The following is a 15,780-nucleotide window of genomic DNA, read 5'->3' as shown; positions in this document are numbered from 1 at the left end:
TAGGCTGCGGCAGTTAAAAGATAAAATGAATTAAAATTATCAAAATCATTCTTAATTGGAATAGATCATGGATATCCGCGCGCTGCGCTATTTTGTCGCCGTCGTCGATCAACAGGGATTCAGCCGCGCCGCCGAAACGCTGCATGTGACCCAGCCTACCGTCAGCAAGATGATCCAGCAGCTGGAGCAGTCGCTCGACCTCACGTTGCTGGAACGGGTCGGCAAGCGCTTCACGCTGACCGATGCCGGCAACGTGGTGCTGCAACGCGGCCGCGCGCTGCTGGCCATGCACGAAGAGATGGGCGTCGAGCTGCAAGACTTGCAGCAGCTGCGTCGCGGCGATCTGCGCCTGGGCGTCACCCAGCAATCGCACGCACCACTGGCGCCGCTGCTGGCCGCCTATCACAAGCGTCATCCGCAGATAGAACTGAAGCTGTTTGAAGGCGGCTCGCAAGGCATTGAAGCAGACCTGCGTAGCGGTGTGCTGGAAATGGGCACCATGCTGGATCACCCGTCCAATCAGGCAGCGTGGCAGGAGTTCGATTCCTTCCCGCTACTGACGTCGCCAATGTGCCTGCTGGCGCCGAAGGATTCCGCCTGGCGCGGCAAGCGCGGCGTGCGGCTACGCGAACTGGCCGATTGCGCTTTCATCTTCTATGGCGAAGGCTTTGCGCTGAACGACATCATCGCCGATGCATGCCTGCGCGCCGGCTTCACGCCGCGCATCAGCGGCCGCAGTGGTCAATGGGATTTTGTCGCCTCGCTGGTGCGGCTGGGCGTGGGCATCACGCTGCTGCCCAAGGTGTTTTGCGATACGCTGGAAAAGGGCCAGTTCACCGTGGTCAAACTGGAGGAACCGGCCCTGGACTGGAAGCTGATGCTGGCCTGGCGGCGCGGCGGCCACCTCTCGTTTGCCGCGCGCGCCTGGCTCGATCTGGTGCGCAGTAAAGCTTAGAAGTTGGCTCCCACGCGGAAGCCGAACATGCGCGGCTCGATGTAGTTGGCCTTCATGAAGCCGCCGAAGGCCGAATCGGTGCTGGTCTTGGCATGCTTGTCGGTGAAGTTGCGGACATACAGCTCCGCGTGCCATGTGTCTTCCGGCGTTTCAAACCGCACCGACGCATCGCCCGTCGCATAAGCGTCCTGGAAGCGGCCGATGTGGGCGAAGTCGGAATTCAGCAGATCGAAGTACGCCTTGTCGCGCCAGTTCAGCTTCACGTACGGAATAACCTTGTAGCCGTTATCCAGCCCGAACTCCTGTGAGAAGTTCAGGTTGACCTGGTACTTCGGCGTATTCGGCAAGTGGTTGCCGTCGATGTTGGCCAAGCGGCGTCCCAGCAGCGTCTTGTCGCTGCCGTTGTAGACCGCAGGGCAGGCCGGCAGGCCAAGCTCCGTGCGCACATCGCACTGGTAATCGTCGCTGTACGAATTGAAGTCGTGGATGCTGGTGTTGATGTAGGCGAAGCCGCCGCCGAAGCGGCCGCCGCGCCATGGGCGGTAATCCCACTCCAGTTCCAGGCCGGGGATATTGACCTTGCCGACGTTGATGGTGCGCCAGGTTTCATACACATCGCACTTCGGCTGGTCGGCCGGGCAGGGCTGGCCGTTGTCCGGGATGATCTGGTTGACGAAGTAGGTGCCGGTCAGCTGCATGCCCTTGTACTTCATGAAGAAGGCGGTCGCGGACAGGCTCAGTTTATTTTCCAGGAACTTGCCCTTGAAGCCCAGCTCATAGTTGGTGACGGTCTCCGGATCGTACGGCAGGAAGGTGACCACGCCCGGCTTGCCATCGGCGCACAGGTGGTTGTTGCAGCTGTCCGTCTTGTCGGCGAAGCCGCCGGCCTTGTAGCCGGTGGAGATGGAGCCGTACACCATCTTGTTGTTGTCGATCTGCTTTTGCAGGCCCAGACGCCAGGTGACCTTGTTCCACGTCTGTTTATGATCGTTGGAGGTCGGTGCGCCATACAGGCTGTAGGCCGCTACGCTGCCGCCCATGCCGGGCGCCAGGTCGGTGCCGTCGTGGACGTGGAAGCCCGGCGTCCCGGGCGTGCCTTGCGAATACCAGCCGTTGTAGTAGGCCGCGTTACCGATCCAGTTGGCGCCGTAGACCTGGCCGCCCTTGTCCTCCTTGCTGTCGATGCTGTAGCGCGCACCAGCGGTGGCGGTCCATGTCGGCACGAACTGCCAGTCGGCCTGCGCGAAGGCGGCCTTGGCGTCCACCTGGCGGTTAGGCTGGTGATACAGCACGCTGCCGACATCGCCGTATGGTTTCTGGATGGTGTTGGTCTGCTCGTAGTCGATGGCGTTCCGCTCGTGCATCCAGAACAGGCCCGCCACATATTTCAGGCTGCCCAGCTGTTGCTTGAGCTGCGCCTCGTGCACGGTCGACAGGTAGCGCGAGTCCAGCGTGCGGTGGAAGGAGTCGGTGAGCGGCCAGGTGCCCCAGTTGCCGTCGACCGAATTCGGATAGGCGCCATTGATCTGGAACGGCGCGGCGTTCTGCAAGCCCTTGTCGTCGTCGGTGATTTCCGAGCGGCGCTGGTCGGCCACCTGGAAGGTGTAGTCAAGGCTGGTGTGGTCGTTGAGGTTCCAGTTGACACCTGTGCGCAGCGTGCGGATTTTCATATCGGTGTGACCCGGCACGTTGACGTTGATGTCCCACTCGCCCTGGCCTGGCGTGCAGGCGTAGCGCGTGCCGGCGCCGGCGTCGCAGTCGCGGAAGTTGGAACCGCCGGCGCTGGAGTCCTGGAATTCTTCATATGCCGCCTTGGCGGTGATGTCACGGTTGACCTTCAGCAGCGCGGTCAGGCGGCCGGCCCATTCGTTCTGATTGGTATAGAACTCGCTCGGACCGATCACGCGGTTGAAGCGCTGATCGACGTCCGGCTTGCCGTTGGGGATCCAGCCCAGCGCCGGCGCGTTGGCTTCGCTCAGGTCGCGGGTCTGGTTGGCGTAGCCGTCGCGCTTCACTTTCATGAAGGTGGCGCGCAGGGCCAGCGCGTCGTTGACCACCACGTTCTGAATCAGGTTGATCTGCTTCTTGTTGTAGTTGCCCAGGTCCAGATCGGCCTTGCCGTAGTTGCCGGTCCAATCGGGTTTGGCGGGAATCACGTTGATGCTGCCGCCGGTCGAGTTACGTCCGAACAGCGTGCCTTGCGGACCGCGCAGCACTTCCACCTGTTCCAGGTCGAACATCAGCGCCTGCGCGCCTTGTGGACGCGGCGAGTACATGCCGTCCACGTGGAAGCCGACCGCCGGGTCGCCGGTCTCGGTGAAGTTGGTCGAAGTGATGCCACGGATGGTGATCTGCACCGCCGAATCGAGGCCGGTGTTTTCGATCACCACGTTGGGGATTTCGCCGCTCAGGTCACTCAGGCTGGTGACGCCTTTGCGCGTCAGCTGCTCCTGCGTGACGGCGGTGACGGCCAGCGGGGTTTTCAGCAGCGAGGTGGAATAGCGGGTCGCGGTGACTTTGACTTCTGGAATCTGGTCAGGCGCGGGGGCTGCGGCGGCCGTGTCGCTGGCCTGCGCACAGGCCGTCGCGCTGATGAAAGCGCAAGCGCTGGCCACGGCAAGACTGACCAGCGTCCTACTGGTTGATTGCTGCATGTTGTCTCCTCGGTTTTTTGATTTATAGCCACATTTATCAATATGGCAAAACCAGATTGCTCTCGAAAAACAGGAGGGTCAAACGATTCCAAAAATAGGCATGCAGTTTATTTGTCTTTACTAAACAGACCTGCTTACAACACTTGCCCGACATTTTGGTTAAGTTTTGTAAGCGCATCTTGCAAAGTGCATGGCGACGTACGCCACCAGACGTGGGTTTAAGTAAGGAAATGTAAGCCCAGGAGCCCCTTCAAAAAGAACATTCTCAATAAAATCATATGGTTATACATTCCCGTACGCTTGCTGGTCATGCAAGGTTTGCCGCTGTTAGCATGAATCATCGACAACAAGGGGATGGCAGCACATGGAAATTAGTAACGATTGGTCCGAACAGCGTAGCGGCGGCTCCACCCGCGCCGTCGTGGTCGGGATGCTGTTTGTGGGCCTGCTGTTTTTCATCCTGGGTTTTGTGACCTGGCTGAACGGTTCACTGGTACCGTTCCTCAAGATTGTCTGCAGCCTGAGCAACTTCCAGGCGCTGTGGGTCACCTTCGCTTTTTACATCGCTTACACCGTGATGGCGCTGCCGTCGGCCATGGTGCTGAGCCGCATCGGCTACAAGAAGGGCATGACACTGGGCCTGGCCATCATGGGCGTGGGCGCCTTGCTGTTCATCCCGGCCGCGCGCAGCACCCACTACGAATTGTTCCTGGCCGCGCTGTTCACGCTGGCCAGCGGCATGACGCTGATGCAGACCGCCATCAATCCCTACATCGTCTGCCTCGGGCCGCGTGAGAGCGCCGCCATGCGCATCAGCATCATGGGCCTGTTCAACAAGGGCGCCGGCGTGGTCGTGCCGCTGGTGTTCTCGTCGCTGATGCTGGCCGATATCGACAACTTCTCGCACACCGCACTGTCGGCGCTGGATGCGGCCGGCCGCGTCGCCGCACTGGGCCAGCTGGCGCAGCGGCTGGTGTTCCCGTATGCCTGCATGGCCGCAGTGCTGTTCGTGATCATGGCCTTCATCCATTTTTCCAGCCTGCGCGATATTCCGGCGCAGACCGACAGCGTCGATGAGCAGCTGGAACGTAGTGGCGTGCTGCAGTTTCCGCAGCTGGTGCTGGGCGCGCTGGCGCTGTTTGCCTACGTCGGCGTGGAAGTGATCGCCGGCGACACCATCGGCCTGTACGGCCACGAACTAAGCGTCGCCAATTTCGGCGTGCTGACCTCGTACACCATGGTGTGCATGGTGATCGGCTACCTGATCGGCGTGGTGGCGATTCCGCGCTATCTATCGCAACAGCATGCGCTGGTTGCGTCGGCCGTACTGGGCCTGGCGCTGACGCTGGGCGTGGTCACCGGCTCGCCGCACGACGGCGTCATCTCGCAGGCGCTGCTGGGCTGGAGCGGCGTGCCGCTGGTGCCGGACACCGTCATGTGCCTGGCGCTGCTGGGTCTGGCCAACGCCATGGTGTGGCCGGCGATCTGGCCGCTGGCGCTGCATGGCCTGGGACGCTACACCGCCACCGGCTCGGCGCTGCTGGTCATGGCGATTTCCGGCGGCGCCGTGCTGCCGCTGCTGTATGGCCGCTTGTCGGATTTCGCCAGTCCGCGCGCCGGCTACTGGCTGCTGTTGCCTTGCTACGCCGTCATTCTCTGGTACGCCACCTACGGACACAAGATCCGCCACTGGCGTCGCCGCTGACGTACCCGCATTACCGTTTCTCACCCCAAAATCAGGAGAGTATCGAGATGTCCCTATTGAGCACAAAAAAAACGATTATCAGTATGGCAGTCGCTGGCGCTTGCGGCGGTATCATCACGCCGGCGCTGGCGCAGCAGGCGGCGCCGGCTGCGGCCAGCAAGGATGAAATCCCGGAAGTGGTGGTCACCGCGACGCGCCACGCCACTTCACTGCTGAAAACGCCGGTGTCGATGAGCGCCGTTACGCAGGACGAGCTGACCCGCAAGGGCATCACCGATATCCGCGGCCTCAGCGGCGAAGTGCCCAATCTGCAACTGGGTAGCGCCACCGACGGCAGCTCGGGCGTCAAGATCTCGATCCGCGGCGTCAGCAGCAATGACTTCACCGAGATTGGCAATCCGGCGGTGAGCCTGCATGTGGACGGCATCTACACGCCGCGGCCGCAATCGGCGCTGGCGCTGCTGTTCGACCTGGACCAGGTGGAAGTGCTGCGCGGTCCACAAGGTACGCTGTTCGGCCGCAACGCCACCGGCGGCAGCATCAACATCATTCCGGCCAAGCCGCAATTCGGCGTCAGCGAAGGCATGGGCACCTTCACGGTCGGCAATTACAACCTGCGCCAGGTAGCGGTGGCGCAGAATATCCCGATCAGCGACACCTTCGCCATGCGCGCCACCGCCATGGTCATCAAGCGCGACAGCTACCTGAACCAGCAGCAGGACTTCTACGCCGCCAACTTCCCGGCGCTGGGCATCGTGCCGCAGCGTGACGCCTCCGGCAACATCATCCCGGACGTCGACCAGCGTCATAACGTCAAGGTCGGCGCCGACAAGGCGTATGGCAACAAGGACGAATGGGCGGCGCGGCTGCAAGCGCGCTGGAAGGCCAGCAACAACCTGGAATGGCTGGGCGCCTACGAGCGCTACACCAACAAGGGCGCCGGCGATATCGCACTGAAGGACTGCAAGATGGCGGCCGGCACCGCCTACGCCTGTCCGGGCGGCCAGTGGGACGTCAAGATCAACGTGCCTGGCGAACTGGACTGGAGTATCGATACCTGGCGCAGCCGCTTCACCTGGGCCGTGTCGCCGACCGACACCATTGAGCTGAACTCGTCGTACGCGGTGCAGAAGCGCCGCCAGATCCGCGACGGCGACGCCGGCTACCAGCCGAACGCCGACGACATCAACATCTACGGCGGCATCTACAACGACACCGCCACCTTCACCAATTCATCCAAGTTCAAGACCACCGTCAACGAACTGCAATGGCGCGGCGAACGCGGCAGCCTGCGCTATGTGGCCGGCCTGTTCTGGATGCATGAAAAGAACGCCATCGAATTCGGCGAGGACGACATCTCGTCGATGGTACAGGCGCCAGGCCAGCCGTACTACTATATGTACAGCCAGACCGACCGCCAGTCCGATTCCAAGGCCGTCTTCAGCCAGGTCGACTGGGGCTTTGCGCCGAAATGGAACGCCACCATCGGCGGCCGCTTCACGCGCGACGTGCGCCAGGACCGCGACGGCAAGTTCTACGACTCGGGCACCGTCAGCGATCCGTATTCCTACTTCCAGGGCCAGTACACGCCGGTGGCGGGGCAGTACTTCAATAGCAGCGACCTGAAACCGGGCATGGGCGCCTACTATGGCCTGAGCGGCCTGAACCCGGCGATCGTGCCGGACGTCAGCAACAACAAGGACTCGTGGAACAAATTCACCTGGCGTCTCGGCCTGAGCTACCAGCCGACTCCGCGCGACTTCCTGTTCACTTCGCTGTCCACCGGCTACAAGGCCGGCGGCTTCAGCGACAAGCAGAACATCTGCGCGCGCGGCCTGAACGGCAATTGCGCCGACATGACGCCCGGTCCGCACTACACCTTCCTGCCATGGAAGCCTGAGACGCTGACCAACTTCGAGCTGGGCTACAAAGGCCGCATGCTGGACAACCGCCTGTCGGTCTCGGCCACCGCGTTCTACAGCCGCTACAAGGACATGCAGATGACCGGCGCGGTACAGATGGGCAAGATCATCCCGACCATCCCGTGCACCGCCGCCAACCCGGCCTGCGACGCCGCCGTGTTGTACGGCACCACCAACGCCGCCGAGGCCAAGATTTCCGGCCTGGAACTGGAAGGCAAGTACAAGCCATGGTCGGGCGCCGAAATCAACTTCTCGGCCTCGCATCTGCATGCGGTGGTGAGTTCGTATCCGGACTATGTGCAGACCTGGCGTGACGTGCCGTGCGGCCCGTTCCGCGAGACCTACGGCGTGCCGGCCTGCGTGCGCTACACCGGCACCGATCCTGCACTGATCGGCAAGTTCCCGCTGAACGTGGTGGGCAACCGCTTGCCGAACGCGCCGGACAACAGCGCCCGCGTCGAAATGTCGCAGGAGTTCGCGCTGCCGAACGCCTACCTGCTGACGCCACGCGTGTCGGCCCGCTGGCAGGACAAGATGTACTTCAGCATCCAGAACCTGGACAACGCGCACGTCGGCAACTCGCAGAAAGCTTACGCCACCTACGACGCCGCGCTGCGCCTGACCGCGCCAAGCGGCAAATGGCATGCGGAGCTGTACGTCAACAACCTGAGCGATGTCTTCGCCAAGAACAATGCCCGCGTTGTCGATCCTGGCTACGTGATTGCCCAGTACAACGATCCACGGATGTTTGGCTTGCGCATCGGCGCTGAATGGTAAGGAGAAAATAATGGCTCATATCAGGAATAGTCTGGCTTTGATGGCAGCGGGCGCCAGCCTGCTGCTGGCAGCATGCGGTGACAATACGGCGCCGGCGCTGGCGTCCCAACAGCAGTCGCAACAATTGCGGGCAGGCGCGCTCGCGGTGCAGCAGTCTCCGTGGCCGGTCTGGTCGGGCCTGGACTTTCCTTACAATGAGCCACCGCTGGCGGCCGCTCCGGCGGTCACCTTCGGCATCTCGCAGCTGACGCGGACCGCGTCGCAGACGGTGTTCGCCGGCAGCCACACGCTGCCGGCGGCCAACGTGCAGAACTACCGCATCGGCGTGTTCCTGCATAATGATGTGTTTTACTGGCAGGGCGACGCCGTGGCGGCCATCAATGCCAACGGTACTTTCAGCGTCACCATCCCGCGCGCGGTGGGCAGCGCCGACCGCGCGGTGCTGGTGCTGTACCCTAGCGGCAGCAACCCGCTGACGGCGTCGAACTGCAATGCGGCCGGCGGCTATTGCAGCCCGAGCACCACGGCCGCCACCAAGCTGACGCTGCCGCTCGATCCGGCGACGCTGACGGCCTACACGGCGGCATACTTCCCGGCCGCCGTGACCTCGGCCAATACCCAGATCGCCGGCCTGCAAAGCATGATGAACACGACCACCATCACCGGCGGCGCGTATGGTGACGGCCGTCTGATCCGCAGTTTCCGCGACATGGACTCGGCCTTCCTGTACGACCAGGCGCTGGCCGTGATCGCCTTCAGCCTGGCCGGCGACCAGGCCCACGCCGACCTGATCATCAATGCCATGGCCAAGCTGCAGAGCGCGTCCGGCGCTTGGGTGTTTGCCTACATGACCGACGGCTCGGACGCCAACGCCGGTGTCGACATGCGCATCGCCGGCTCCAACGCCTGGTTCGGCATGGCGCTGAACGCCTACCAGAAAGCTTTCAACAGCACCAAGTACCTGGCGGTGTCGACCAAGTTGCACAACTACCTGCTGGGCGAGCTGATCAACATCAGCATCAACGGCAGCGCGAAAAAAGGCCTGCGCTTCGCGCCGACCAACTACGTGGCGGGCCGCACCGGCATCTATGCGCTGGAGCACCAACTGGACGCCTACGCCAGCATGCACCAGTATTATGCGCTCAACGGCGGAGCGCAATACCTGAGCGCCGCCAACAGCCTGCGGGCGATGTCGGAAAGCCTGTGGAACGGCAGCCGCTTCCTTGGTGGCTACGACGCCAATACGCAGACGCTGAACACCAGCGAACGCTATCTGGACAATTATTCGTGGTCGGTGCTGGCGCTGGGTAACACCGGCAGCAGCGGACAGAATTTTGCCGCTGCGCTACCCGGCATGTGCGACTATTTCAACGTCGCAGGCAAGCTGGACTACCCATCCCGCAAAGTCACCGGCATCGTCGGCTTCTATGACGTCATCTACGACAATGTGCCATCATCGTCGCCGTTCGTGTGGAGCGAGGGCACCCTGGGGGCGGTGATGGCGATGAAGCAGGGCGCCAGCACCATGACTTGCGCCGGCAACACCGCCGCCAATATCGTCGAGTCGATGAACTACATGGTCGACAAGCTGTACACCATGCCGTACGCCACGCAAAATAGCAACGCCGACTTTACCAGTTCGGGCAGCGTGGCCGGCACGGCCTGGCTGTATTTCGCCAACCAGAACAAGAACCCGTATGCGCATTATTGATTTGCTCCGTCGTGGCGTGTTGCTTGCCCTGTGCGCGGCGGCGTCCGCGCGCGGCGGCACGCTGGTGATCGAAAGCTGGCGCGGCGACGACAAGACGCTGTGGGACCAGGTGCTGATTCCGGCCTTCGAGCGGCATCACCCGGGCATCGAAGTGCGCTTCGCCGCCAGTCCGCCGACCGGCTACGACGCCAGCGTGGCCAGCCGGCTGGCGTCCGGCGGCGCCGGCGACCTGATCGCCTGCCGGCCGTTCGACGCCTCGCTGTCGCTGTACAAAAAGGGTTATCTGGACCGTCTCAACGGCAAGCCCGGCATGCAGAACTTCGCCCCCACCGCCTTGCTGGCCTGGCAGACCGACGACGGCAAGGATACCTTCTGCATGCCGGTGGCCTCGGTGATCCACGGCTTTTTGTACAACAAGAAGATTTTCCGCAAGCTGGACCTGCAGCCGCCGAAAACGGTGGACGAGTTCTTTGCCGTGCTCGACGTGCTGAAGAAATCCGGCGTGGCGCCGCTGGCGCTGGGCACGGCCGAACAGTGGGAGTCGAGTCAGATGGTGTTCACCAACATCGGCCCGAATTTCTGGCGTGGGGAAGAGGGCCGCAAGGCGCTGATCGCCGGCCGCGCGCGCTTCACCGATGCACCTTTCGTCGACGCGCTGCAATTCGAGGCGCGCATGGGCAGCTATCTGCCCGCCAGTTCGACCACGCAAAGCTACGGCGACAGCCAGGCGCAGTTTGCCGCCGGCCGCGCCGCCATCTATCCGGCCGGCTCGTGGGACATCGCCTACTTCAGCCAGGTGCCCGGTCTGGAATTTGGCGCCTTTGCGCCGCCGGTGCGCAAGCGCGGCGACGCCTGCTTTATTTCGGATCACATGGATATCGGCCTCGGCGTCGCCAGGAATTCGAAAAACAAGGAAGACGCCTACAAATTTCTGGCGTGGGTCGGTTCGCAGGAGTTTGCCGACCTGTACACTGACCGGCTGACCGGCGTGTTCACGCTGTCGGACCATCTGATCGCGGTGCGCAATCCGGTGGCCAAGCAGATGAAGGAGTGGCGCAACAGTTGCGCCTCGACCATCCGCCTGAACGCACAGGTGCTCAATCGCGGCCAGCCCGGCATGGAAAGCGAACTGTGGGACGTCAACGCCCGTGTGTTGAATGGCAGTCTGGCGCCGCAGGAAGCGGCGGACAGGTTGCAGCAAGGTTTTGCCAAGTGGTACAAGCCACAGCAAAAGTAGTCACACATAATCCCTCCCATTGATGTGTGTGAATTTTTGGCCGGCGCCGACGCGCGGCGCCGGCATTTTTTTGGGGAGCAGGACTTGGAGAGACTCTTGAAGAATAAAACCATCTATGGCAGCTGCGCACTGGCCTTGCTGTTGCTGGCGGCGCCGCTGACCGAAGCGATCGCCGCCACGCCCGCCGCGTCGCAGGTCAGCGGCTACGCCAGTGGCGCCAAACTGACGCTGCGCTGGGAGTTGCAGCGCAACCTGTTCAGCGCGGCCGGCATCCGCGCGCAAACGCGCTTCATCCTGACCAATCAGGATAAGCTGCCGCTGCCGGCGCAAGGCTGGTCGCTGTATTTTAACTGCATGGATGGCGTCGAAAGCGGTACGCTGCCCAGCAAGCTGATCCTCGAACAAGTGGCGGGCAGCCTGTTCCGTCTGCGGCCGGCGCCGGACTTTGCCGGCCTGGCGCCGGGGCAGACGCTGGAGATTGCTTACTACCACCCGGACATGATCATCAAGATGGCCAAGGCGCCGGTCGGCCCCTACCTGGTCTACGACGCCGTGCCTGATCAGGGCGTGGCGATTACCGATTTCGAATGGCTGCCGGTGACGCGGCCGGAACAACTGGACAAGGGCAACAGTGGCGCCAAGCCGGTGGTCACGCCGCAAGACACTTATTTGCGCAACACCCAGGCCACGCTGCTGCCCGCCGCCGAAGTGCCTCCGGTGCTGCCGACGCCGCTGCAACTGCATCCCGGCAGCGGCACGCTGGTGCTGAAGGCGCAGCCTGCGATCAGCGCCCCAGCCGCGTTGGGGCGGGAGGCGGCGCTGGCGCGTTCGCTGTTCCCGGCCGGACTGGCGGCGGCCGGCGGCCCAGTGCTCAAGCTGGCTGTCGGCAAGGTGGAAGGGCAGGCCTCGCCGGAAGCCTACAGCCTGACGGTGCGCGCCGACAGCGGCATCAGCATTGTCGGCAACAGCGCCGCCGGCGTGTTCTACGGCCTGGAAACGCTGCGCGACCTGCTGCCGCTGCCGGGCGCTGCTGAGTTGAGCGTGCGGGAAGTCAGCATTGTCGACGCGCCGCGTTTCGGTTATCGCGGCTTCCAGCTGGACGTGGCGCGCAACTTCCACACCAAGCAAACTGTATTCAAGTGGCTCGACCTGATGGCGCGCTACAAGCTGAACAAATTCCACTTCCACCTGACCGAAGACGAAGGCTGGCGCCTGCAGATCAACGGCCTGCCGGAGCTGACCGCGATCGGCGCGGTGCGCGGCCACAGCGACAAGCCGGGCGTGCGCCTGCAACCGGCCTACGGCTCCGGCCCCGATCCGGCCGATCCGCACGGCAGCGGCTATTACACGCGCGCCGACTATATCGAGATTCTGCGCTACGCCGCCGCGCGCCACATCGAGGTGATTCCCGAGCTGGAAATGCCGGGCCACGCGCGCGCCGCCGTGCAGGCGATGGAGGCGCGCTACCACCGCCTCAAGTCCGCCGGCGACAAGGACGCCGCCAAGTATCTGCTGAACGACTTCGACGACCGCTCGGTCTACAAGTCGCCGCAGCTGTATAACGACCATGTGCTCAATCCGGGACTGGAGTCCAGCTTCACCTTCATCGAGCAGGTGGTCAAGGAAGTGGTGGCGCTGCACCGCGAAGCCGGCGTGCCGCTGCATACCATCCACATGGGCGGCGACGAATTGCCGAACGGCGCCTGGGAAAAATCGCCGGCCGCGCATGCGACCATGCAGAGGCTGAAGCTGGAAACCACCGCCGACCTGTGGGATTATTTTTACGACCGGGTCGACACCATCCTGCACAAGCATGGCCTGTTCACCTCCGGCTGGGAAGAGCTGGCGGCGCGCAAGACCATGCTCAACGGCCGCCACAAGCTGATTCCGAATCCGCGCTTCACCCAGCGCGGCTTCAGCGCCTACGTGTGGAACAACACCGAGGGCGCCGAAGATTTCGCCTATCGCCTGGCCAACGCCGGCTATGACATCGTGCTGGCGCCGGTGACCAAGATGTACCTGGATATGTCCTATAACCCGAACCCGGACGAGCCGGGCGTCAACTGGGGCGCTTATATCGAACTCGATTCGGTGTACAACTTCATGCCGCTCGATTACCTGAAAGAGGCGAGCGAAGCGAACCGTGTCGGCAAGGACGCGCTGACCGATTACGGCAAGCGCCGTGTGCGCGGGCTGGAGGCCACGCTGTTCACTGAAACGGTGCGCGATCCGCGCCGCATCGATTACCTCGTGATGCCGCGCCTGCTGGCGGTGGCGGAACGCGCCTGGGCGCCGGACCCGGCCTGGGCCACCGAGCCGGATGCCGACAAGGCCGCCGCGCTGCGCCGCATCGGCTGGACCGGCTTCGTCAACGCCCTGAGTCAGCGCGTGCTGCCGCGCCTGGACCTGGAACATGCGGACATCGATTACCGCATCGCACCACCCGGCCTGATGCTCGATGGCGACCGCGTGCTGGCCAACCATCTGCTGCCGGGCATCACCATGCGCTACACCAGCGACGGCAGTGCACCAACGGCGACCAGCCCGCTGGTGAGCGGCCCCATCATGGAGCATGGCGTGATCCAGGTCGCCGCCTTCGACCGCAACGGCCGCCGCGGCAACGTGGCGCGCATCGAACGGCCATAGCATACCAGCCCGCCGCAGACTGCCCGGCGGCGGGCTTCTTAGCTATAATCAACGTTTTCTGCGGGATATTGAGTGATCGCTTCGATGGAAAAACTGGGCCGGTTTTGCTTCGACTGGTTATGCCTTCGCCCGCGTTCTCACAGCTCATCCGCGCGCCGCGCCTGGGTCTTCGGCCTGCTGGCCGCGACCTGCGCCTGCAACGGCGGCCAATTGGCGCTGGCCGCACAAATTCTCACGCCCGCTTCCGCCCCGGTTGCCGCGCCATCGTCCAGCGTGCAGGTGCTGCACTGGTGGACCTCGGCCAGCGAGCGCAAGGCCGCGGACCTGCTGGTGCAGCGCCTGGCCGACGAACATATCGAATGGCAGGACGCGGCGATTCCCGGCGGCGCCGGGATTGGCGCCGGCAAGGTACTGAAGGGCAGGGTGCTGGCCGGCGATGCGCCGGAAGTCACGCAGATGATCGGCGTCTCGATTGCGGAATGGGCCGAGATGGGCCTGTTGCTGGAACTCGACAACGTCGCCGCCGCCGGCAACTGGAACAGCTTCCTGTTCCCGACCGTGCAGAGCCTGATCCAGCACCGCCGCCATGTGGTGGCGGCGCCGCTGGGCATCCACCGCGTCAATACGCTGTACTACAACCGCGCGCTGTTCGCGCAGCTCAGGCTGGCGCCGCCGCAGACCTGGCGCGAGTTCGAGGCCGCCGTGCACAAGCTGCGCGCGGCCCGCGTGCAGCCGCTGGCGCAAAGCAGCGAAGCGTGGCAGGTGGCGGCGCTGTTTGAAAACCTGGTGCTGGCCGAAAGCGGCCCGGAGTTCTATCGCGAGCTGTTCGTGCGCCGCAGTCCGGCCGCCGCCGCCGACCCGCGCAGCGCCAACGCCTTGCAGCGCCTGCGCATGATCAAGGGCTGGATGCGCGGCCCGGTGGAGGAGCGGCCTTGGACCGACATCGTCGCCCAGTTCGCGCGCCAGCCGGTCGGCATGCTGATCATGGGCGACTGGGCCAAGCCCGAACTGGCCGAACATGGCGCCGTGCTGGACCGGGACTACGGCTGCGCCGCCGCGCCGGACACCGGCAAGTACCACCTGTACAGCGTTGATGCATTGTCGATGTTCGCCGGCGACTACCGCCACATGGCGGCGCAGGAAAAGATGGCGCGGCTGCTGGTGACGCCGGCGCTGCAGGGTGACTTTAACGCGCTGAAGGGCGGCGTGCCGGTGCGGCGCGATGCCGATCCGGCGCGCATGGACAGCTGCGCGCGCGCCTCGTGGACCACGTTCGCCAAAGGTGCGGCGGTGCAGGCGCCCAGCCTGGTGCACCGCATGGCCACCGACGAAGCCACGCGCGACGCCATCATCGCCGAAGTGCAGCGCTATTTCCTCGACGACCGGGTGACGGTGGCTGAGGCCCAGCGCCGCATCGGCGCCCTGTTCAAAATGTTCAATCTCAGAAACCAAGGAGTACCTGGTGCGCAAGATACTGATCGTAGACGATGATCAAAAGACCCGTGTGCTGCTCAAGACCTACCTGGAAAAAAACCAGTATGAGGTGATCCTGTCGCATAACGGCGAGAGCTTTCTCGCCGAGCTGCAAACGCATGTGGACCAGCTGTCGCTGGTGATCCTCGACGTCATGCTGCCGGATACCGACGGCTTCGTGCTGTGCAAGCAGGTGCGCCAGCGGTCCAACGTGCCGATCATCATGCTGACCGCCAGTTCCGACGAGACCGACCGCATCGTCGGGCTGGAACTGGGCGCCGACGATTACATCGCCAAACCGTACAGCCCGCGCGAGCTGCTGGCGCGCATCAAGGCCATCTTGCGGCGCAGCGCGCTGGAGGCGCCGTCGGCGCGCTATTACCGTTTCGTCGGCTTCACGCTGGACCTGATGGAGCGCAAGGTCACCGACAGCGACGGCCAGCAGGTGGTACTGACGGGGCTGGATTACCAGCTGCTCAAATACTTTATCGAACATCGCGGCGTGGTGCTGGATCGCAGCGTGCTGAGCGAAGAAACGCGCGGCCGCGATACCGGCCCGCTGGACCGCTCGCTGGACGTGCAGATCAGCCGCCTGCGCCTGCGCCTCAACGACGACGGCAAGCAGCCGGCGCTGATCAAGACGGTGCGCGGCGCCGGCTATGTGTTTGCCGCCGACGTCAGCGTGTCCAGTGCTTAAGCT

The 15,780-nt window shown here is 63.6% G+C and carries 9 protein-coding genes; 8 read left to right on the top strand and 1 reads right to left on the bottom strand.

Annotation, left to right across the window (positions count from 1 at the left end; translation table 11 throughout):
- The first annotated feature begins 67 nt into the window (after positions 1-67).
- A complete protein-coding gene (locus HH213_RS01650) occupies positions 68-955 on the top strand; it encodes a LysR substrate-binding domain-containing protein (protein ID WP_169110346.1) in 888 nt (295 codons plus the stop codon).
- Here HH213_RS01650 and HH213_RS01645 read toward each other — a convergent pair.
- The gene (locus HH213_RS01645; RefSeq protein WP_169110345.1) at positions 952-3,609 is read right to left on the bottom strand and encodes a TonB-dependent receptor; all 2,658 of its coding nucleotides are present in this window, start codon (positions 3,607-3,609) and stop codon (positions 952-954) included. The genes HH213_RS01650 and HH213_RS01645 overlap by 4 nt on opposite strands.
- 364 nt (positions 3,610-3,973) lie before the next feature.
- Here HH213_RS01645 and HH213_RS01640 point away from each other — a divergent pair, with 364 nt between their 5' ends.
- The 7 genes from HH213_RS01640 to HH213_RS01610 all read left to right on the top strand — a co-directional run bounded on the left by HH213_RS01640 (position 3,974) and on the right by HH213_RS01610 (position 15,777).
- On the top strand, positions 3,974-5,314 hold the full coding sequence (locus tag HH213_RS01640) for a sugar MFS transporter (RefSeq protein WP_169110344.1): 1,341 nt from the start codon (positions 3,974-3,976) through the stop codon (positions 5,312-5,314).
- Between the two features lie 83 nt (positions 5,315-5,397).
- Positions 5,398-8,013 carry a TonB-dependent receptor gene (locus HH213_RS01635; RefSeq protein WP_229263253.1) on the top strand — a complete coding sequence of 872 codons (2,616 nt, stop codon included), beginning with the start codon at positions 5,398-5,400 and terminating at the stop codon, positions 8,011-8,013.
- 10 nt (positions 8,014-8,023) lie between these two features.
- Complete coding sequence (locus tag HH213_RS01630) at positions 8,024-9,724, top strand: hypothetical protein (RefSeq protein WP_169110342.1); 1,701 nt, start codon at positions 8,024-8,026, stop codon at positions 9,722-9,724.
- Positions 9,711-10,961, top strand: coding sequence for an ABC transporter substrate-binding protein (locus HH213_RS01625; protein WP_169110341.1), 1,251 nt, complete (start codon positions 9,711-9,713; stop codon positions 10,959-10,961). The genes HH213_RS01630 and HH213_RS01625 overlap by 14 nt, the downstream gene beginning before the upstream one ends.
- A 96-nt stretch (positions 10,962-11,057) precedes the next feature.
- A complete protein-coding gene (locus HH213_RS01620; protein WP_229263252.1) occupies positions 11,058-13,607 on the top strand; it encodes a family 20 glycosylhydrolase in 2,550 nt (849 codons plus the stop codon).
- A 72-nt stretch (positions 13,608-13,679) separates the two neighbouring features.
- Complete coding sequence (locus HH213_RS01615; RefSeq protein WP_229263251.1) at positions 13,680-15,098, top strand: ABC transporter substrate-binding protein; 1,419 nt, start codon at positions 13,680-13,682, stop codon at positions 15,096-15,098.
- Complete coding sequence (locus HH213_RS01610) at positions 15,067-15,777, top strand: response regulator (RefSeq protein ID WP_174864446.1); 711 nt, start codon at positions 15,067-15,069, stop codon at positions 15,775-15,777. Before HH213_RS01615 ends, HH213_RS01610 begins: the two co-directional genes overlap by 32 nt.
- Positions 15,778-15,780 lie beyond the last annotated feature (3 nt).

It is taken from the genome of Duganella dendranthematis, assembly GCF_012849375.1.
Lineage (GTDB): Bacteria > Pseudomonadota > Gammaproteobacteria > Burkholderiales > Burkholderiaceae_D > Rugamonas > Rugamonas dendranthematis.
This window is presented reverse-complemented; position numbering and strand designations above follow the sequence as displayed.

Coding starts and splice junctions, on each gene's coding strand:
- HH213_RS01650 (WP_169110346.1), top strand. CDS start 68: ATGGATATCCGCGCGCTGCGCTATTTTGTCGCCGTCGTCGATCAACAG.
- HH213_RS01645 (WP_169110345.1), bottom strand. CDS start 3,609: ATGCAGCAATCAACCAGTAGGACGCTGGTCAGTCTTGCCGTGGCCAGC.
- HH213_RS01640 (WP_169110344.1), top strand. CDS start 3,974: ATGGAAATTAGTAACGATTGGTCCGAACAGCGTAGCGGCGGCTCCACC.
- HH213_RS01635 (WP_229263253.1), top strand. CDS start 5,398: ATGGCAGTCGCTGGCGCTTGCGGCGGTATCATCACGCCGGCGCTGGCG.
- HH213_RS01630 (WP_169110342.1), top strand. CDS start 8,024: ATGGCTCATATCAGGAATAGTCTGGCTTTGATGGCAGCGGGCGCCAGC.
- HH213_RS01625 (WP_169110341.1), top strand. CDS start 9,711: ATGCGCATTATTGATTTGCTCCGTCGTGGCGTGTTGCTTGCCCTGTGC.